15 protein-coding genes are annotated in these 19,636 nt (G+C 55.8%); 5 read left to right on the top strand and 10 right to left on the bottom strand.

The genetic code is table 11. The features are described 5' to 3' along the window. Positions 1-11 precede the first annotated feature (11 nt). Positions 12-776, bottom strand: coding sequence for an ABC transporter ATP-binding protein (locus GXN74_RS04700; protein WP_162369773.1), 765 nt, complete (start codon positions 774-776; stop codon positions 12-14). A 196-nt stretch (positions 777-972) separates the two neighbouring features. On the opposite strand from GXN74_RS04700, the gene GXN74_RS04695 reads away from it, so the two are divergent. The 4 genes from GXN74_RS04695 to sdaAA all read left to right on the top strand — a co-directional run bounded on the left by GXN74_RS04695 (position 973) and on the right by sdaAA (position 4,735). Beyond that, entirely contained in the window at positions 973-1,641 is a 669-nt protein-coding gene (locus GXN74_RS04695; protein WP_162369772.1) for a helix-turn-helix transcriptional regulator, read from the top strand. 188 nt (positions 1,642-1,829) lie between these two features. Next, on the top strand, positions 1,830-3,080 hold the full coding sequence (gene sstT, locus GXN74_RS04690) for a serine/threonine transporter SstT (protein ID WP_162369771.1): 1,251 nt from the start codon (positions 1,830-1,832) through the stop codon (positions 3,078-3,080). 83 nt (positions 3,081-3,163) lie between these two features. Further along, positions 3,164-3,844 carry an L-serine ammonia-lyase, iron-sulfur-dependent subunit beta gene (sdaAB, locus tag GXN74_RS04685; protein ID WP_162369770.1) on the top strand — a complete coding sequence of 227 codons (681 nt, stop codon included), beginning with the start codon at positions 3,164-3,166 and terminating at the stop codon, positions 3,842-3,844. A gap of 18 nt (positions 3,845-3,862) precedes the next feature. Then, entirely contained in the window at positions 3,863-4,735 is an 873-nt protein-coding gene (gene sdaAA, locus GXN74_RS04680) for an L-serine ammonia-lyase, iron-sulfur-dependent, subunit alpha (protein ID WP_162369769.1), read from the top strand. Between the two features lie 52 nt (positions 4,736-4,787). Here sdaAA and GXN74_RS04675 read toward each other — a convergent pair whose 3' ends face one another. Continuing rightward, positions 4,788-6,899 carry a glycoside hydrolase family 3 protein gene (locus tag GXN74_RS04675; protein WP_162369768.1) on the bottom strand — a complete coding sequence of 704 codons (2,112 nt, stop codon included), beginning with the start codon at positions 6,897-6,899 and terminating at the stop codon, positions 4,788-4,790. 176 nt (positions 6,900-7,075) lie between these two features. Here GXN74_RS04675 and GXN74_RS04670 point away from each other — a divergent pair, with 176 nt between their 5' ends. Then, on the top strand, positions 7,076-8,308 hold the full coding sequence (locus tag GXN74_RS04670) for an AraC family transcriptional regulator (protein ID WP_162369767.1): 1,233 nt from the start codon (positions 7,076-7,078) through the stop codon (positions 8,306-8,308). Here GXN74_RS04670 and GXN74_RS04665 read toward each other — a convergent pair. The 8 genes from GXN74_RS04665 to GXN74_RS04630 form a co-directional block, all read right to left on the bottom strand. After that, entirely contained in the window at positions 8,298-9,992 is a 1,695-nt protein-coding gene (locus GXN74_RS04665; RefSeq protein WP_162369766.1) for a glycerophosphodiester phosphodiesterase family protein, read from the bottom strand. The genes GXN74_RS04670 and GXN74_RS04665 overlap by 11 nt on opposite strands. An 11-nt stretch (positions 9,993-10,003) precedes the next feature. Beyond that, complete coding sequence (locus tag GXN74_RS04660; RefSeq protein ID WP_162369765.1) at positions 10,004-11,182, bottom strand: YkvI family membrane protein; 1,179 nt, start codon at positions 11,180-11,182, stop codon at positions 10,004-10,006. A gap of 26 nt (positions 11,183-11,208) precedes the next feature. Then, on the bottom strand, positions 11,209-12,645 hold the full coding sequence (locus GXN74_RS04655) for an FAD-binding oxidoreductase (protein ID WP_162369764.1): 1,437 nt from the start codon (positions 12,643-12,645) through the stop codon (positions 11,209-11,211). Then, positions 12,626-13,840 carry an electron transfer flavoprotein subunit alpha gene (locus GXN74_RS04650; RefSeq protein WP_162369763.1) on the bottom strand — a complete coding sequence of 405 codons (1,215 nt, stop codon included), beginning with the start codon at positions 13,838-13,840 and terminating at the stop codon, positions 12,626-12,628. The genes GXN74_RS04655 and GXN74_RS04650 overlap by 20 nt, the downstream gene beginning before the upstream one ends. 10 nt (positions 13,841-13,850) lie before the next feature. After that, entirely contained in the window at positions 13,851-14,639 is a 789-nt protein-coding gene (locus GXN74_RS04645; RefSeq protein ID WP_162369818.1) for an electron transfer flavoprotein subunit beta/FixA family protein, read from the bottom strand. A gap of 145 nt (positions 14,640-14,784) precedes the next feature. Further along, positions 14,785-17,886, bottom strand: a complete 3,102-nt coding sequence (gene lacZ, locus GXN74_RS04640; RefSeq protein WP_212505705.1) for a beta-galactosidase, LacZ type — start codon at positions 17,884-17,886, stop codon at positions 14,785-14,787. A 61-nt stretch (positions 17,887-17,947) separates the two neighbouring features. Beyond that, positions 17,948-18,775: a carbohydrate ABC transporter permease gene (locus GXN74_RS04635; RefSeq protein ID WP_162369762.1), complete on the bottom strand. Its 828-nt coding sequence runs from the start codon at positions 18,773-18,775 to the stop codon at positions 17,948-17,950. Beyond that, positions 18,772-19,599 (bottom strand): carbohydrate ABC transporter permease, encoded by an 828-nt coding sequence (locus tag GXN74_RS04630; RefSeq protein ID WP_162369816.1) that lies wholly within the window; start codon positions 19,597-19,599, stop codon positions 18,772-18,774. The genes GXN74_RS04635 and GXN74_RS04630 overlap by 4 nt, the downstream gene beginning before the upstream one ends. Positions 19,600-19,636 lie beyond the last annotated feature (37 nt).

Here is a 19,636-nt window from a genome sequence, read left to right as displayed (position 1 = left end):
GTCTTCCACCGTCATGTCCATTCATCCTGCATTCCCCCTTCCAGCGACTGGTTCAATGCCTGCACTTTGCCCTCCAATATCTCTTCCGCGCTCAGGGGGTTATCCACCACATGGTCGCGGACAAGATGCCCGTCTGAAAACGTGACGATCCGCTTGGTATGCCCTGCGATTTCCGGCTCATGGGTCACGATGAGGACGGTCACCCCTTCCTTGTTCAGGGATTGGAACTGGACCATGATTTCTTCCGACGACAGGGAGTCCAGGTTTCCGGTGGGTTCGTCCGCCAGAATGATGGCCGGCCTGTTGACCAGGGCCCTTGCTATGGCTACCTTCTGTTTCTGCCCTCCCGACAATTCGCTTGGGTTATGGTCCATCCGGTCCGATAGCCCTACCCGGGACAACGCCTCCATGGCCCGCTCCCTTCTTTCCTTATGGCCGATCCCCGCATAGACCATAGGCAGTTCCACATTTTTCAAGGCCGAAATCCTGGGAAGCAGGTTGAACGACTGGAATACGAATCCGATTTTCTTGTTGCGGATAGCAGCCAGCTGGTCATCGCTCAGCTCCTTCACATCCACCTCATCCAGGATGTAGGTGCCGCTCGTAGCCCTGTCAAGGCAGCCGATGATGTTCATCAATGTGGACTTTCCAGAGCCTGAAGGTCCCATGACGGCCACGAATTCCCCGTTTCCGATACGCACCGTCACATCCTCGAGGGCCTTCACTGCGGTGCTTCCGCTACCGTAGATCTTGCCGATATTTTCGATTTGCAGCATACGATCACATCCATTCAATGCCAACAATTGGTGTGTGCCCATCTCCAGTATACCATGCAACGCCCCGGCACTTCATCTGAATTCCAAATATTCAAGGCCCGATGTTTTTCATTTCCCCCTTGCATTTCCAGTCACTAGGTGATAATATTTTATTATACTCATAATAAATTATTGTCACAAAGAAAGGAGGGAAACGATGCGATGCAATGATATCCGCGAAATGATTCCTCTCGTCAAATTCCTGGGGAAGGTGCTCGGCCCCAACGCCGAGGTTGTCCTGCATGACTTGAAAAATTACGACAATTCCATCGTCGCCATAGAGAACGGCCATATCAGCGGCAGAAAACCCGGAGGCCCGGTGACGGACCTGGTGCTCAGCGTGATCAAAAACAAGCGGTATGAAAAGGAGGATTTCGTCACCAACTACACCGGCAAGTCAAAGAGCGGCAACCTTCTCAAATCCTCCACCTTCTATCTGAAGAACGACCGCAGCGAACTGATCGGGCTCTTGTGCACGAACATCGACATGTCCGTCTATATGGACCTGGACAAAAAGCTGCGCCAGATCATCAATTACGACTTGGAAGAAGATGTTTTCGGCCAGGAGCCCCTCCCGGAACAGCCCGGCCGGGTGGACGAGAACTTCGGGGAGTCCCTGGAAGACTTGACCGCCTCGTCCATCGAATCGATCGTCAGCGAGTATGGGGTGACGCCCGGCCGGATGTCGCCTGATGAAAAGATTGAAATCGTCCGCCAGCTCAACGAAAAGGGCGTCTTCCTGCTGAAGGGTGAGGTGAGCCGGGTGGCCAAATACCTCAACGTCTCCGACGCCACCGTATACAGATATTTGAGCAAGATAAGGTGATCCAACTTGTGCAAAACGCACAGCAAAAGGCCTCTTTTTTATAAAAATCGCCATATTTTACATAAGTGCTTGCAAAGACTTTTGCAATATGATAATATTATTGCATGAAGAGGATAATTTATCACAATAACCAAAGTTTCTCACAGTAGGGAGCAAGTAAACCGCTAACAAGAGAAGGAGTACAAAGGATGCAATTAATCAAGAAATGGAATCAAATGAGTTTGGTCAAGAGGATCATCATCGGTCTGGCGGTCGGCATCATCCTGGCTTTGGCCATCCCAGATGTGGCCGCCCCTGTGGCGATCTTCGGGTCGCTGTTCGTAAACGCCTTGAAGGGTGTGGCGCCGATCCTGGTGTTCTTCCTGGTCATCTCGGCAATCGCGCAGCACAAGCACGGCAACAAGACCAACATGAAACGCATCATCGGATTGTATCTCCTGGGAACCTTTCTGGCGGGCCTCACGGCAGTTGCCGCCAGCTTCCTTTTCCCCGTGCATCTGACGCTTACGGCCGGCGTCGAGAACCTCACACCTCCGGGGGGTGTCACGGAAGTCCTGAAGACGCTTCTGATGAACATCGTCGACAACCCGGTTAAGGCACTGTTCAATGCCAATTACATCGGCATCCTCGCATGGGCCGTACTTCTGGGTCTTGCCCTGCAGAAGGCACCGGACACGACGAAAACCGTGTTCAACAACATTTCCGATGCCCTTTCCCAAGTGGTCCGCTGGGTCATCGGCTTCGCTCCCCTGGGAATCATGGGTCTTGTGTTCAGCACCATCGCGGAAAGCGGGGCCAGCGCCCTTCTTGGCTACGGCAGTCTGATCCTGGTCCTCCTCGGCGCCATGCTGTTCGTCGCCCTTGTCGTCAACCCGCTGATCGTCTTCGTCAACATACGGCAAAACCCCTATCCCCTTGTGTTCAAATGCCTGAAGGATAGCGGCATCACGGCATTCTTCACCCGCAGCTCCGCAGCCAACATTCCGGTGAACATGAGCCTGTGCGACGAGCTGGGTCTGGACAAGGACACCTACTCCGTCTCCATCCCCCTGGGCGCCACCATCAACATGGCCGGTGCCGCGGTGACCATCACCGTCATGACCCTTGCCGCGGTCAACACGTATGGGCTTTCCGTGGACTTCGGCACAGCCGTCCTCCTGAGCATCGTGGCTGCCGTCAGCGCCTGCGGCACATCGGGTGTGGCGGGTGGTTCCCTGCTGCTGATCCCCCTGGCCTGCAGCCTCTTCGGCATACCGAACGACGTGGCCATGCAGGTCGTCGGTGTCGGCTTCATCGTAGGCGTCATTCAGGACTCCGCAGAGACGGCCCTGAACTCCTCGACGGATGTGTTGCTCACCGCCACCGCCGAATTTGCCGAGTGGCGCAAGGAAGGGAAGAACATCACCTACTGGAGAAAGAAAAAAGTGCAAACCAACTGACAGCTTCGAGAGGACAGCCGGAAAAGGAAGGCTGTCCTTCTTCATAAGCAAGGATTCCGGTTGCGGAAGAAAGAGGGATGGTTATGGCAGCAAAAAATTTGAGTGTTTTCGATGCGATCGGGCCGCGGATGGTCGGCCCTTCCAGTTCCCATACGGCAGGCGCGGCCAGGATTGCGCTGGTGGGACGGAAAATCGTCAAGGGCAGGATCAAGGAAGTGCAATTCTTCCTCCATGGCTCCTTCTCCAAGACCTACAAGGGACATGGCACCGACAGGGCGCTCCTGGGGGGCATCCTGGGCTACTCCACGGAGGACCCCCGCATTGTGGATGCCTATGCCAAGGCAAAGGAAGAAGGGATCTCCTATTCGTTCATCCCTACGGACCTGGGGGACGACTACCATCCCAACACCGTGAAGATGCTCATCACCAATGAGGCGGGGGTCCAGGTGGAGGTCATCGGCGAATCCATCGGCGGCGGGAGCATCAACATCGTGCAGCTGAACGGACTCCGTGTGGAGTTCACAGGGGAATTCTACACCTTGATCGTCAAGCAGCGGGATGTGCCGGGTGTGGCCGCCCACATCACCCAATGCATCGCTTCCGAAGAGATCAACGTGGCGTTCATGCGGATCTATCGGGAGGAAAAGGGGAATGTCGCGTATACGGTCATAGAAGCCGATGAGGAGATTTCAGCTTCCGCGGTGGAAAAGATCAAGGAAAAACGGGATTTGATCAAGGACGCATTCATTGTGTCCCTTCGATAGAAAAGGCGGGTGACGGATATGAATTTCAAGAACGGCAGCGAGCTGGAAGCCCTCTGCATGGAAACGGGCAAGTCGATGGCCCAGGTGTGCATCGAACGGGAGGTCGAACTTTCCGGGAGGAGCGAAGAAAACATCCGCGAGGAGATGAAGCTGAACTATGTGGTCATGAAGAATGCCGTCGAACGTGCAAAGAACGAAACCCTGCACTCCATGGGCGGACTGATCGGGGGGGAAGCGCAAAAACTGCATGCGCGGATGCAATCGGGCAAGACCGTCTGCGGCACGCGGATATCAAAAGCCATGGCCGCGGCCATGGGTGTGATGGAGGTGAACGCTTCCATGGGCCTGATCGTCGCCGCGCCTACGGCGGGGTCCTGCGGCATCCTGCCGGGAGCCGTGCTGACGACGGCGGAAGCCTACGGTTGGGATGAAGAGCAGATCCTCGATGCCCTCTTCGTCGCCGGTGCCATCGGCCTGATCATCATGCGCAATGCCACTGTGTCGGGTGCCGAGGGCGGCTGCCAGGCCGAGACGGGCTCTGCGGCGGCCATGGCGGCTGCGGGAATCGTATCCGTGCTGGGGGGGAGTCCCCGGCAGGCGCTGGACGCGGCGGCGGTGGCGCTCAAGAATGTCATGGGCCTTGTCTGCGACCCCATTGCGGGCCTCGTGGAATCCCCCTGCCAGAAAAGGAATGCCATCGGGGTGGCCAACGCCCTGCTCAGCGCCGAAATCTCCCTGGCCGGCATCCCGAGCATCGTACCCTTCGACGAAGTGGTCGATGCGGCCTACAGGGTGGGCAAGAAGATGCCCATGGAACTCCGGGAGACTGCCCTCGGCGGCCTGGCCGCCACACCAACGGCCTGCTCGCTCTGCAGCCGGATCTACAACTGAAGAAAAGCCGGCAAAGTCAAAAGCCGCCACAACCGTGGCGGCTTTTCTCGTATCAGTACTTCAGCCCGTGCCCCATCCTGTAGACGTTGCCGTCGCTGTCCTTGTAGGCGTAGCGCATGCCTTCCGGCATGTACAGGTCCTTGTCGTAACCCGGCACGTCGTTTCTGGAGACACAGACGCCGTTTTCATCTACGGCGATGACATGGTCGCCGGCAGGCAGGGTCAGGGGCAGGACGCCGCTGGGTTCCTGGCGGCCTGCCATCACTTCAAATTGGGCGTTGTAGAAGGTGTCGTAGCCCGCCAGCAAAGCGTCCGCCAGGGGCTCGATGCCGCCCACGATCCAGGGAAGCGTGAAGTTGACGCTGATGACAACCTTGCCGCCCCTGCCCTTCACGTTCTCCACAATGGCCTTGAGCCGTTCCATGTCCTGCAGGGTGGTTTCCTGGTACTCCGTGCCGTCCATCGCCTTGAGGGTTTTGTTCTCACAGATTTCCAGCTCCAGTAGGCCGGGGGTGGCGTTGAAGTAGTCGCCGGACTGGGGCTTCAGGAACAGGATGGCGTAGTCCGCCTCCTCATGGTTGTCCGTCATGTCGAAAAGGTCCAGTTCGCGGCACTCCTTCCTCGCCTGCTCCCCATACTTCGCTGCACCTTCCGGCTTCTTGTGGAACAGCTCCACGTACACCTTTTTGCCCTTCAGCTTCTCCTGGGTCAAAGGCAGGGTGTTGCCAGAGTTTTTCAGCACGGTGACGGATTTCTTGTGGGCCGCATAGGCCGCTTCCCAGTGCTCCGGAGTGCTGATGAAGGCTTCCGCAGCCTCCGGGGACACATAGGTCCTGTCGTCGAACAGGCCCAGGGTGAACATTTCCTCCAGAAGGCGTACATTGGCTTCATTGATGCGCTTTTCGCTGATCCACCCGTTTTCCACGGCCTTCTTCAGGTTCTCGATGTCGTTGGTGTCGGCCACCAGGTCCGTGCCCGCGTTGACGGCCTTGGCGAAGCGTTCCGCCTCGCTCAGCTCCTCCACACCCCAGCACATTTTGGACGTGATGCCGCTGTCGCTGTTGATGTAACCTGTAAAGCCCAGCTTGCCCCGTAGGATGTGGTTCAGGAAATAGTGGTTGAAGGCGAACCCCGTTTCCTCAAAAGGGATGTCCTCGCCCTGGAACTCCTGCACCACGCTTCTTTTGATGCTGGGGGCCGAGTAGTAGGGCATGAAGGAGGCTGTGCCGTGGGCCGCCGCCGCAGCAAAGGGAGGCAGGTGGTACTTTTCCAGGCTTCCGGGGGTGGGATACACGTTCCATTTCCCCTCCTTGTAGTGGGGGTCGAAGCCGTTTTCCCGGGGACCGCCCCCGGGGAAATGCTTGGTGGTCATGGCGATGCTGTCCTTGTCAAGGGTCGTTCCCTGGAAACCTTCGATGAGGCGTCCGATGGCATCAGAGATGAATTCCGGATCTTCCCCGAAGGTGCCGTAAATCCTCTGCCACCGGGGATCCGTCGTCACATCCGCCATGTACATGTAGCCTTTGCGGATGCCCGTCGCCAGCCATTCCTTTCCGGCGATGGCGGCAAATCCGCTGATGAGGGACGCGTCCCCGCCGTTGGCGATGTCACCTTTGGCGGCCGCGGCAAGACCCAGGGTGCCGGGCCAGGTGGAAAAGATGCCCGCCGCATCGTTCATGCCGAACACCGGCTCCGCATTTTCGTTTCTTGAATTGGAGGCGAAAATGCAGGGGATGCCCAGACGGGTGCCTTCGCACACTTCGTTGACGGTGTTGATGAACTCCGCCAGGTCCCGGGGGCTGTAGTTTTCCCTCAAGATGAAGTGGCGCAGCTTCCGTTCTTCGATGGTGTGTGTCGTTCCGTATTTCTTCTCCTGGGTGAAGATGGTTTCCCCTTTTTCCACAATGGCTTCGTCCAGGATGCCGTTGTGGCTGGTCTTGCTCTTGTCCTGTTGGGTCAGGCCCATGAACCGGGTGTTGATGAGCATCATGCCGACCTTTTCGTCCAAATCCATGAGGGACACCAGGTTTTCTGCCCGCTCCCTGGGGCTTAGGCGCCAATCTTCATAAGGATCCAGCCTGCCGTTGCCGTTCAAGTCCTTGAACTTGTATCCGTCCGCCTCGATCAGGCTTTTGACGCGTGTTTCCAATTTCAACTGCTCCATAGTGTCCCCTTTCCTGCTCCTGCCGATATTGTTTGAAGACACTATACCATAAAGATGGGGAGGGCCTCTTCAATAATTTTGGGGTTTCATCAAATATTATTGTCCTTTGGCGGTTTTGTTGGTAAAATCATAGGTGTCACCGTAAAAATTGTTGCCATTGCATGGAGGGACCGGCCTTGGACCGTCTCAACGAAGAGCTTCTTGATACGCTTACAAAGACCAGCATGCTTTTGCACAACCTGCTGGACCTGAACATCGAGGTGGTCGATGCCGGAAACCGACCGGTCCTCGCCCTGGTCAACCAGGAACTGCCGGAGCCCTTCGTTGCTGGCAGGGAGGCCCTCCGCCTCCACATCCGGGACGTGCTGCGGGACATGCCCCCCCATACCTACCACCACCTGGCCACCGGCGACCATTTGGAGTACCTGGGCGCAGGCATTTTCCGGGCCGGACGGTACCTCGGCACCGTCATCGTCGGCCCCTTCCTCACCCGCACCCCTGACGACCTTCTCGTGGCCGGCGTTTTGGATGCCACGGGCCACATGGGCCCGGGCCGCAGGAAGATCCGGGATTTCTACCGGACGCTGACCATCATCGACAGCCGCTACTACATGAACCTTGGCACGCTGCTCGTCAACCTCTACAACACCGATTTGGCCGACGGGCAGATCCTTTCCGGGCACCTGTCCCCCAACCTCGCCGACGGTCCGGAACTGTCCCCTGCCGAAGAGGTCCCTTCCCAAATCGACGTCCGCTACCGGACGGAAAAGAAGCTGATGCATGCCATCGAAATGGGCCTTAAGGAGGAAGCCTTGAAGGTCTGGGGCAATTTCCAGTTCAACGGCGCCTATCGGGTGCCCCAAAACCCCTTGCGGGCGTATAAGAACCTGACTTTCGTCATCAACACCCAGTGCCGTCTGGCGGCGGAGCACAGCGGTGTCCCTCCAACGGACCTTCACGGCATATCCGAAAGATTCGCCATCCTCATAGAAAAGACAAAGACCATTTCAGACCTCCATGCCCTGTCGCTGGACATGATTTCGGAATACTGCGATCTGGTGAAGGGCCATGCCCTGGGCGGCTACAGCAAGCTCGTCCGAAAGGCCATCCACCATATCCGCCTGCATTATGCGGAACCCCTGACCTTGCCCCTGGTGGCAAAGGCCATCCCGGTCCATCCCGCCCATTTGTCCACCCGCTTCAAGGAGGAAACCGGCATGAACCTGACGGAATACATCAGCAGGGTCCGGATTGGGGAAGCCAAGTTCCTTTTGGAGCAGGGGACAGGTTCCGTCACGGACATCGCCTTGGCGGTGGGTTTTGGCAACACCAACTATTTCAGCGTCGTCTTCAAGAAGCTGACCTCCATGACGCCGACGGAATATGGGAGGACCCACCTCACTCCATGACCACCTTGAGCAGCGAAACCAAATGGCGGTTTCCGGTCGATCGGAAAAGGACTTCTTTGGCGTATGCGGGGCGGTCCGTGATGAGGTTGTCCACGCCCAACCGGCTGAGGCGTTCAATGTCCCGCTTCGAGTTCACTGTCCAAACCAGCATTTTTTTGCCGGAAGCATGGACCTGCTCCACGACGGATCCGGTCACGAGGCTCCCCTTCACGCTGAAGGCGTCAATGGATGGATTCTTCAGGAGCGCAGGCGTGAGCCGATAGGTGATGTAGCCTGTTTGGATGCCGGGGTTCACCGCCTTGATGTCTTCAATGCATTGCAAGCAAGTTGAGGTGACGATGCACTGGTATTCCATTTCGAATTCGTGGATCAGGCCAACCAAATTTTCCACAACATCGGGTTGTGTACTGACATATTTGAGGTCCAGATTGAGGAACACGCGGCCCTTGGCCAGGTCGAACACCTGGCGCAACGTGGGAATCGTCGTGCCTTCAAATGCGAGGCCCCGCCATTTTCCGGCGTCCAGAAATTTTATTTCATCGTAAGTGACATCCCAAATGAATTTGTCCAAGCCCGTGGTGCGTTTCAGGCTCGCGTCGTGAAGCAATACGAACTCCCCGTCTTTTGTTGCCCGCACATCCACCTCCACTGAATCGGCATACGCCTCGATGGCGCGTTCGATGGCCGGCAGCGTGTTCTCCGGATAACCGTAGGAATAGCCCCGGTGTGAAGTTATTTGGATCTGGTCGGTCGCATTGACCTCCAGCGCCGAACCGTTCTTCAGGATCCCCACATAGGAATGGATATCGAACAGAAGCAGGCACACGAGACCCAAGACCCCCATGCGCCTGGTTGCCGTGGAAACCAGCTGCCTGTAGGAGACGTTTTGGTCCACTCTCAAATCACACTCCGAAAGGCCAAGCAACTCTTCTCCAACCAAGGCATAACGGGCATACTGGGTCAGCGTGCTGGCAATCAGCAAAAAGGGGACAAAATAGCTGTGGACCCTGCTCCTGACGGCGATCAAGGCAGCGACGGCGAAGGGGCGTTCAACCGAAATCGAGATGATGAGGACGGCGATGCCCATCAGCACCGCATAAGCCGCCAAATACGCCACCGCCTGCAAGGCGTTCCAACCGAAGGACCTCCGCAGCAGCAAAAGGTGTTTCCGGTGCATCCAACAGGCCAGAAGGGCGTACCCCGCAAGCATCACCGCCCAAATCCAAAACGCCGACAGCTCGCCTTTCAGGTATCCGAAAAAGCGGCTTGTGCGTACGGTGAATACCATCAGCGGCAGATTGAAGACAATCATTCGGGTCCAAGCGCTTGAAATCTCGCGCAAATTGCATGACCCAAATGCTTTCAGCACATGCGAAACAGCATGGAAGAAGAACGCGCCCCCTTCGGCCCGGATGCCCATGCGTCTCGCATAAAAATATTCCTTCAGGAAAACATCTTCAAACAGGATCAAACCGCTTGACACGATTAAAATGGTTGCCAGAAAAAGCAGTGTTACCGGATGCAGAAGGAAGCGGCCCAAATTCCCAAATGTCACATAACTGAGCCCCGCAGCATGCAACGCCGCCTCAAAACCGAATGCCATCAACGGCACGAACAGTAGATGGAAGACCACCACGAGTATGGCTTGACTTGAAAGCAACCCTAAGCTTCGCTTGACCGGCATGTGCCTGTAACTCAATCTTCCACCGCAGCCACCTGTGCCGGTTTCATGCCATTGTAAATGAAATGGATGATAAAAGGAATGCCTACAACAAGCAGGGTGGCATAGCCCAAATAGGCATAACCCTTTGCTATGAGCGGAATCAAGCCAAATTGGGCAATGCCGAAGGTGGCGGATGTGACGACCAGCGAGGTGACCGTATTGCGCTTCATGCGGTTTGCCGCCGATCTGTTCCCGTCACGGTCCCTTCGTTCAACGGCATCCACAATGCGTGCCACAAGCCCTGCGATCATATTGACACCGGTGGATACGGCTCCCAGGATGATCAGCAGTGAAATGAGCGGTGTCAGAAAGGTTGCGCCCACCCCGGTTTGAACCAACAGCAGCATCGGCACCGACGCCGTCTGGATTGCCGGCTCATAGGCTACCGCAAGCAACCCCAGAACAGCAAGCATCATGCAGGACGCGTTGACAATGAACATGTAAACCATGCTCTTGTCGATCTGTTTTTCATTGGTCACCGGCTTGACGTGCTGATACATAAGTCCTACGGAAGCCAATTGGAAAACAAAATAAATTACCGCACGCCACAACGCTCCCAGGAAGCTTCCATCCTGCGCTGAAGCCGCAGGCATGATGCCTTGTTGAAGATTTGCTATGGCCGCAACGATTTTATCCCATTGGGCGATGATGTTGGGTACAAGGACAATGACCAGCGCCCCGATGATGAATACGGAAAGCGTCGACGCCGCTTTTCTGACCACATCCGTCCCGTACATCGCAATGATAAAAATGGCGATTCCGATGATCAGGGTGCAGACGATATAAGGGATGCCTGTCAACATGTTCAATGTGGAGCCGCCGGTTGCGAAAGCGACTGCAGGAGCCAGGCAAATCATCAACAGATAGATGGCTTCATACAGGTTCGAAAACAGGTTTTTGTATCGCCCATAGAACCGGTCGGAAAAGGTCCTGTAATCATAGGTCTTGTTGGCGTAGGCAAACCGGAGGCCGTACCAGAAGAATAGGGCCAGCAAGCCTTGTGCCATAAAAGGCATGGCGAGTGTCCAAATGCCGAAGTTGATGAAGTATTGGTAGATCTGCGCACCGGAAGCGAAACCGCCTCCAAACTGGGTTGTGAATGCTACGAATGCAATCCCAATGGCAAGGGGCATTTTTTCTTTCCTGATCATAATCCTTCCTCCTCATCGATATGTTTTCATGCTCCACAGCGGCCTTTTGAATCGAGCGCAACCACTTTTCCCGGGTTCAGGATGTTCTTGTCGTCGAAGACCATTTTCACCGATTGGAAAAGGCGGTACATGCGTTCCCCTACGAAGTGCCGCATATGCTCAAGCCGCCCGATTCCGATGCCGTGTTCCCCGGACAATTGGCCTCCAAGTCGCTTCGACACGGCATAAAGCTCTTCAAGACAGGCATGGGTGTTCACTTTCCACTCCTGTTCGGTCAGGTGCGGGTCTTTCAGCAGTTCCGTATGGATGTTGCCGTCGCCCGCATGGCCTACGGTGACGATGCGGATTCCATGCTTCTTGCTGATCTTTTTTGCTTCCAGGACGTATTCCGCGATTTTCGACCGTGGGACCACCACGTCGCATTCTTCCTGTGACAGGCTGTCCGCCTTGAGGCCTTCAAGCGTACCGGCCCTGACGGACCATACGGAAGCGCTGCGTTCTGCCGTATTGCTGATGAGGACATCTTTGGCTCCTGCCCCAATGGCTGTGCCTGCAGCCTCTTCCACCATTTTTTCCATCTCTTCTTTGGTGTTCGCATCCAACATGACGATCAGATACGCATCGGAGGAACGGTCCGGAAAACGTTTGTTCAGATGTTTTTCCACCATGTCCAATACATCCGTTTCCGTGAATTCGATGGCAGTCGGAACAAAGCTCATTTTCAGCAATTTCGGCACGGTACTTATGCAGTGTTCGATGCTGTCATAGGGTATGACCAGCGACCATGTCAGCTTGGGTTTTGCAATCAGCTTGAGCGTCACTTGCGTTAGGATGCAGAGCGTCCCTTCCGAACCGATCACCAGGTCCTTCAAGTCATAACCGGTTGTGTTTTTGACCACATTTGAAGAGAAATTCACAATCTCTCCGTCCGGCAAAACCGCTTCGATGGCCCTCACATAGTCCCTCGTCACGCCATACTTGACAGCACGCATGCCGCCGGCATTGGTTACGACGGTTCCTCCGATGGATGCCGTCCGCTCCCCCGGGTCCGGCGGATAGAACAGACCAGCCGCACTTGCCGCATCGGCCACTTCGCTCAATAAGGCCCCCGGTTCTGTGGTGATGGTCATGTTGTCCATGTCGACGCCCAAGATCCGGTTCATCTTCATTACGGACAGGAGAATTCCTCCGTATTTGCAGGTAGCTCCACCGGCAAGTCCCGTGCCGGCACCCCTAACGGTGACCGGTATGTTCTTCTCATACGCATACTTCATGATTTGCGAGATTTCTTCTTTGTTGATCGCTTCAATCAACAGGTCCGGCGCATAAACACCATACTCCGGCATCTCATCATGGTGGTACTCTTTTTTGACCGCTTCTTTTTCGACGATGCGCTCTTCTCCGATGATCGTCCTGAAGTGCGCTATGTCCTGTCCATTGATCTTATGATAAGGAAAAGGCATGCGAACAAACCTCCTTTTTCTGTTTTAGCCGTTCAACAAGCGGCGGAATGACTTCATACAGGTCATCGTTTATGCAATAATGCGCTATGTTGAAAATCAGTGCTTCGGGGTCCGCATCGATGGCGACGATGCATTCCGAATTCTTCATTCCGGACGCGAATTGGATCGATCCGGACACACCGCAGGTGACAATGAGTTTGGGTTTGACCGTCCTTCCGGATAGTCCGATCTGCCGTGTGGGATCGCCATAGCCTTCTTCCACAAGCGCCCTGGTGCAGCAGACCTGTCCACCCAACACATCGGCAAGGGCCTTGACCAGCTCCATGCCCTTCTCGTCCTTGACTCCCCTTCCGGCAACGACCAGAACGTCTTCCTCTTCAATGCCGCAGGACCTCTCGGCCGCGTGGACGCTCCGGACCTTTATGGCGGAGGAAACCATCTCCTCCGCCACTTCGCAAAAGACCACTTCGCCTGTTGCCACGGCGCTCCTCTCGGGCGCGTCCATGACCTTATGACGCACTGTGGCGAACTGGGGACGGGATTCCGTCGACAGGATCTGTGCCATCACATTCCCGCCGAATGCAGGGCGGATTTGCACCAGGTCCGTATTTTCACGCATTTCCAGCTTCGTGCAGTCCGCCGTCAAGCCGGTATGGAATCTGGTTGCCAGTCTTGGGGCCAGGGAGCGTCCCAGTGCCGTCGCACCGACAAGGACCACGGACGGCTGCATTCTGGTTATGCAGTCCGCCATTACCTTGGTATAGCTGTCTGCTTTGAAGCTGCCCAACGCTTCATGCTCATATGCGTAAATTTTGTCGACCCCATACCGCTTCAGCATTTCTGCGCGCTCCGCCGTTCCTTCCCCTCCGATCAGGGCCACATTGACCTCATATCCCTTAGGTCCACCCAACCGTCTTGCCTCACCGATCAGTTCCAATGTCACCGGATGGATTTCCCCTTGCTCCTGTTCCGCAAAAACAAGGATGCCGCTCCACTGGCTTTTGTCCGCTTGTCCGGCTTTCTGCTCGAAACGGATGGCCCCTTCCGGACAGGCTTTCACGCAAATGCCGCACATCCTGCAGGCTTCACCGACTTCGATGCCTTTTTCCCCCATGTGGAGGGCATCGAAAGGACATTTTTCTATGCATACGTGGCACAAACTGCATTTGTCCACATCAAAATGTATGAAATTCATGAATTGCCTCCTACAGTATTTTTGCTTCCGACAACAACGCAACCAGACGGTTGGCTTTCTCCACGCTGTTGCCCTCGATATGGACTTGTCCTTCTGCCGCTTCCGGCGGGAACATCTTGTCCACTTGTGTCGGCGATCCGATGATCCCGAATCTGGATAGGTTCTTGTCCGGAAGGTCCGCAAAAGACAAGAACCTCACTTCCTTCTCCCTAGTCGACAGCTTCGTTTTATAGGATGGCAGTCTAGGGACGAAGATGTCCTTGTCCACGGTGATGAGGCACGGATAGGGCATTTCAGAAACCTGGACATGACCGCTCATTTGATGTACGACGGCAATGAAGCGGTCGTTGACCTCCTCAAGGCTTTTGACCCATGCCACATGGGGAATGTCCAAATGTTCGGCTATTGCAGGTCCGATTTGCGCCGTATCCCCATCCGTCGTCTGCTTGCCGCAGATGATCAGGTCGGCTCCCTCCAGCATCTTGATTCCCTGTGACAGTGTATAGGACGTGGCCAGCACGTCCGATCCCGCGAACTTCCGGTCGGACATGACAACCGTTTCATCGACCCCCATCATGTAGGCATCCCGCATCATCTCTTCCGCCTGGGGAGGTCCCATTGTCAATGCGGTTACCGTACCCCCGACTTCATCCCTGATTCTCAAGGCCGTCTCGATTGCATACAGGTCATAGGGATTTGTTTTCGCGTTTTGCCCCATGCGGATGAGCGTGCCGCTTTCAGGGTCGATCGCCACATCCGAAGAATCCGGGACCTGCTTGATACAGACAATAATTTTCATCATGCTCCTTGCCTTTCTTTGGATTTCAATGGTTTAACGTTGTGAATTCATAGCACATTGATGAAATTGTAACACATTTTTTCAAAGAAGGTAAGTGCAAAATAGCCACCACGTCATAAAACCGTGGTGGCTATTCTCTCCTCTTCTAGTCCAGCCGAATCATGAACTGGTGCCTGTAGACCTGGTTCGGGTGGAGTCGGTAGGCAGGATGGGTCATCTGTCCCCAGCTGTCGTCCCCGCCGACCCCCATCTGTCCCAGGTTGATCTTGACGACCGTTTTCCCGGCTTCGGGCAGCTCGTGGGGGTGCCCCGCCGCCTCCAGTTCGTCATCGGTGTAGGGCAGCACCACCGCCTCGAATCCGAGTCGGCTTGTGAAATCAAGGGCATGCCTCGCGCCATGCACGGACAGCTTCGTGACCTCCATCTTGTTGCCGCAGGCCTGGGGACGCAGATACGGCACGAATTGCTCCCTGACCGTTCCGCTCCAGCGGCCGATTCTTGCTCCTTGCCAGCGGTCCGCGTAGGATTCATGGGGGCCCCTGCCGACCCATTCAAGCCTGTCCAGTCCACTGCTTGCCGTCATGGCCAGCCCAATGGCGGGGATATCCGGCAACAGGGGATCTGGCCTGAAGATGAAATCGATTTCCAGGAGGCCGTCCCCCCGGACTGCGAAACAGGTGTGGCTGCGGCTGTTGCCCAGACCGTCATAGCTGTGGGTGAAGGATGCCGCCGCCATCGTAGCGCCCCGCTCCAGTGTCGCCGACAGCAGCTGCATCTTCCCGGCAGCATGCCGGAAGACGCCTGCCCGCTCCTCCAGCCCGTTTCCACGGTCGTTGTCTGTCAGGGCCCGCCAGAAGTCCGGTACGACAGGTGTTTCCAGGTAAGCGAAGCCTGCCTTCCCTATGCCGATGAGAAGTCCCGCCGCCGGGTCGAAGCTGTACGTTGCATCGGCCGCCGTCACCTGCCACATTCCCTCGGTCAGGGAACAGCTGACAGCACCTTCCGGTAGGTCTCGGACGACAGGGCCGGCAGCCACCGGAAGGAGGAACTCTCCAAAAGCAACCTCATGACCCTGCTCCGCGTAGAGGGTCGCCTCCGTCTGGCGCAGGGACACCTGCAGGTCCCACCTGGCCTCGCCAGGCTCTTGCGGCAGGACATAGTCCAGGGAAACGATGCCGGCTTCGCCAGGTGCCAGGTCCAGGGGCAGCGTCCCCGATACCGCCGGCTCCCCGTCCTTCAGCATCTGCCATTTGAGCAGGAAGCGGTCCAGACTGGTGAACAGGAACTTGTTGCGGATCCGGAGGGTACCCGCAGACAGATCCACCGCCTCGAAGGCCGCCGGCTGGTACTGGCGCCTCACCTCCGCCAGTTTCGGGCTGGGCGTGCCATCGGCGAAGACGATTCCGTTGCCTGAGAAAGTGCCGTCATGGGGCCATTCCCCGAAATCCCCGCCATAGGCCAGGAAAGGGACCCCTTCCTGGGTCCGGTGCAGCAGCGCCTGGTCTTTGAAGTCCCAGATGAAGCCTCCCTGGAGGATGGGATACTTATCGAAGAGTGCCACATACTCTTGGAAATTGCCTAGGGAATTGCCCATGGCATGGCTGAACTCACAGAGGATGTAGGGCTTGGAGCCGGGGCCGGCCTGTTTCGCGTAGGTTTCCACCTGCTCCGGGGGGATGTACATGGTACTTTCCATGTCCGACACGCCTTCGGAGAGCCTGTAGTGGAATACTCCCTCGTAGTGCACCAGCCGGCTCGCATCCTTTTCCTTGAAATAGTCGTGCATCAGCTGGAAGTTGTCCCCGCCGAAGGATTCATTACCCAGGGAAAAAACAAGGATGGAAGGATGGTTCTTGTCCCGCTCGAACATGGCGCTGCACCGGTCCAGAACATTGGCGCGCCACTCCGGGCGGCTGCCAGGCAATGTATTTCCCAATTCCTTCTGGCCATAGTGCCAGGTTCCGTGGGTTTCCAGGTTCACCTCGTCCATCAGGTACACACCATACCTGTCGCAAAGCTTGTACCAGTAGGGGTCGTTTGGGTAGTGGGACGTGCGGACCGCATTGATGTTGGCCTTTTTTATCATCCGGATGTCCTGCAGCATGTGCACCTTTGTAATTGCCCTGCCGACCCTGCTGTCGAATTCGTGCCGGTTCACGCCCTTGAAGAGGATGGGTTTGCCATTGAGTTGCATGAGGCCGTCCTTAAGCTCGAACCTGCGAAATCCCACATCGCTTCCCTCCACCTCCGTGGTACGGCCTTCATCGTCAAGGAGCGACAGGGTGAGCTTGTAAAGATAGGGATCTTCGGCAGACCAATGCCTGGGCCGCGCCAATGCCATCTGCAGGCTGACGTCCTGCTGCTCCCCGGAAATCGCTACCTTTTTCTCCGCCGTTGCGACAAGCGCCAAGTCCCTATCATACAGTTTCGCCAATAGGGTGGCTGTACCAGGCGTTTCATTGTAGTTCCTCAAGGCTGCATCTACGGCCAGCTTCCCGTCCTGATAGTCGTCATCCAGGGATGCCCGGATGAAAAAGTCGTCGATATGCACTTCCGGCAGACAGTATAGGTAGAGGTCCCTGAAGATGCCGCTCATGCGCCAGAAATCCTGGCCCTCCAGCCAGCTGCCGTCGCTCCAGCGATACACCTCGATGGCGAAGATGTTTTTTCCGGGCTGTAGGTAGGGTGTCAGGTCGAACTCCGAAGCGGTGAAGCTGTCCTCGGCATACCCGACAAAATCCCCATTGACCCAGAGATAGAAGGCGGATTCCACACCCTCCAGCCTGAAGTAGACAGGCTTCTTTAGGAAAGCATCCGGCAGCTCGACGACCTTGCGGTATTGTCCCACCGGATTGTAGCGGGTCGGCGCAAAAGGCGCTTCGATGTCGTCATGGCCGATCCAGGGATAGCGCGTATTCACATACTGGGGATAGTCATAGCCCTGGAGCTGCCAGTGGCCTGGCACCTGGATGGTGCCAAACCCTTCAATGTCGGCATCCGCCTTGTGGAAGTCCTTGCACCTCTTGTCGGGATTCTCCGCCCAGTGGAAGGCCCAGGTGCCCTTCAGGGAAAGGTAGTGGGGAGACTGCTCCTTATCGAGGGTAAGTGCCTGCTCCTCCGTATCGAAAGGCATATGGTCCGCGGTGGGCCTGCGGCGGTTCAAAGCGAAAATCTCCGGATTGTTGTTCCATTCCGGATAGCCGTTTGACGGCGGGTTGTACTGGTACTTCGGATACCTTTTAACCAATTCTTTTCCTCCTATGGCAAGCGTGGCGCCTTATTTTTCTGACTTTTCGACGGAAGGCTGCTCAGCCTTTCACGGAGCCCGTCATTCCGGCAACAAAATGTTTCTGCATCAGGAAGAAGACGAAGACCGTGGGCAGTGTGGCAATCGTGATGGCCGACATGATCATACCGTAATCCGGTGCATAGCTTGAACCCAGATTCGAAATCAGCAGCGGGACCGTCTTCTTCGCCGGGGATTGCAGAACAATCAGTGGCCACAGGAAATTATTCCAGCTGTTCATGAACGCGATGATTGCCGCCGCGGCATAGGTTGTTTTCATGGTGGGAATGTAGATGCGGAAGAAGATGCCTGTTTCCGAGAGGCCGTCCAACCGGCTGGCTTCAATCAGCTCCTCGGGAAACATCCCGGTGTTCTGCCGAAAGAAGAAGATGAAGAAGGCCGTCGTCAACGTGGGCAGAAAGGCCGCCGCCAGGGTATCGATGCCGATCCAGGGTGCCACTTGGGAGATCCTGCCGAACAGGCGGTACAGCGGAATCATGATTGCCGCGAAGGGGATCATCATCGACAGCAGCAGCACATTGAATACAATGTCCTTCCTCCGCGACCTGTACACATGGAAGCCATAACCAGCCAGCGAGGTAAGCAGCATCGTCAGCAGCGTGGAGATGACCGCGACAAGGGTGGAATTGCCAAGCGCTGTGACCATATCCACCTGCCCGAAAAGGTTGTTCAGGTTTTCCATCAGGTAGGTGCCTGGAAGCTGGCGACCTCCTGTGACATCGACGGAACGGTTGGTCATGCTGACCACCATCCAGAAAAACGGATAGATGGAGATGAGGGCAGCGATGACCAGGAATACGTAGGCTGCAATGGATTTTAAACGTTTCATTCTTTTTCACCTGCCAATTTGAACTGGATTGCGGATAGGATGATGACGATGATGACGATGACATAGGAGACCGTCGCTGCATAGCCGAAGTCCGGCGTGTACTTGAAGGACAGGTCGTAGATGTATTTGGAAATCGAAAGTGTCGCATTGCCGGGTCCGCCATCCGTTATGTTAAGGATTTCATCGAAGAGCTGCAGTGTGCCGATAGTGGACGTGATTGTGGTGAACAGGATGATCGGTTTCAACATCGGCATGGTGATCTTGAAGAACTGTTGGATCGCATTGGCACCGTCGACCCTTGCTGCCTCGTAGACGGATTTGTCGATGTTCTGAAGCGACGAAAGATAGAAAATCATGTTGTACCCTGTCCACCGCCAGGTGATCGCCAGGATGATGACGACCTTGCTCCAGAACGGATCCGATAGGAAGAAGATTGGAGCATCCGTTAGGGACAGGTCCATAAGGAACCGGTTGATGATGCCGTCGGGGCTGAACATGTATTTGAACACGACCGAATAGGCAACCAGCGACGTCACCGCCGGCAAGAAGATTGCCGTTCTGAACAGGCCTCTGAATTTCAAGGACTCCTTGTTCAGAAGCACGGACATCAGCATGGCCAGAACCAGCATGACCGGCACTTGGATGACCAGATACGTCAAGGTGTTGGACAAAGCGGTGATGAAGTTGGGGTCGCTGAGCAGGCGTTTCCAATTCAGCAGCCCAACGAATTCAAGATTCATACCCATGCCGGACCGGAACGAAAGCAAAAGTGCGTCTAGCATAGGGTAGAAATAGAACAACGCAATCGCAAGGACCGGAATCATGATATAGAACCATCCAACCCTGTGTTTTTTCAGGGAA

Source organism: Anaerotalea alkaliphila (assembly GCF_010179735.1).
Classification (GTDB): domain Bacteria; phylum Bacillota; class Clostridia; order Lachnospirales; family Vallitaleaceae; genus Anaerotalea; species Anaerotalea alkaliphila.
This window is presented reverse-complemented; position numbering and strand designations above follow the sequence as displayed.

What these genes read in the sequence shown, in the direction of transcription:
- sstT (WP_162369771.1), top strand. Translation starts at nt 1,830, where the DNA reads ATGCAATTAATCAAGAAATGGAATCAAATGAGTTTGGTCAAGAGGATC.
- sdaAA (WP_162369769.1), top strand. Translation starts at nt 3,863, where the DNA reads ATGAATTTCAAGAACGGCAGCGAGCTGGAAGCCCTCTGCATGGAAACG.
- GXN74_RS04665 (WP_162369766.1), bottom strand. Translation starts at nt 9,992, where the DNA reads ATGCCGGTCAAGCGAAGCTTAGGGTTGCTTTCAAGTCAAGCCATACTC.
- GXN74_RS04660 (WP_162369765.1), bottom strand. Translation starts at nt 11,182, where the DNA reads ATGATCAGGAAAGAAAAAATGCCCCTTGCCATTGGGATTGCATTCGTA.
- GXN74_RS04645 (WP_162369818.1), bottom strand. Translation starts at nt 14,639, where the DNA reads ATGAAAATTATTGTCTGTATCAAGCAGGTCCCGGATTCTTCGGATGTG.
- GXN74_RS04655 (WP_162369764.1), bottom strand. Translation starts at nt 12,645, where the DNA reads ATGCCTTTTCCTTATCATAAGATCAATGGACAGGACATAGCGCACTTC.
- GXN74_RS04675 (WP_162369768.1), bottom strand. Translation starts at nt 6,899, where the DNA reads ATGGAGCAGTTGAAATTGGAAACACGCGTCAAAAGCCTGATCGAGGCG.
- GXN74_RS04695 (WP_162369772.1), top strand. Translation starts at nt 973, where the DNA reads ATGCGATGCAATGATATCCGCGAAATGATTCCTCTCGTCAAATTCCTG.
- GXN74_RS04635 (WP_162369762.1), bottom strand. Translation starts at nt 18,775, where the DNA reads ATGAAACGTTTAAAATCCATTGCAGCCTACGTATTCCTGGTCATCGCT.
- sdaAB (WP_162369770.1), top strand. Translation starts at nt 3,164, where the DNA reads ATGGCAGCAAAAAATTTGAGTGTTTTCGATGCGATCGGGCCGCGGATG.
- GXN74_RS04630 (WP_162369816.1), bottom strand. Translation starts at nt 19,599, where the DNA reads ATGATTCCGGTCCTTGCGATTGCGTTGTTCTATTTCTACCCTATGCTA.
- GXN74_RS04650 (WP_162369763.1), bottom strand. Translation starts at nt 13,840, where the DNA reads ATGAATTTCATACATTTTGATGTGGACAAATGCAGTTTGTGCCACGTA.
- GXN74_RS04700 (WP_162369773.1), bottom strand. Translation starts at nt 776, where the DNA reads ATGCTGCAAATCGAAAATATCGGCAAGATCTACGGTAGCGGAAGCACC.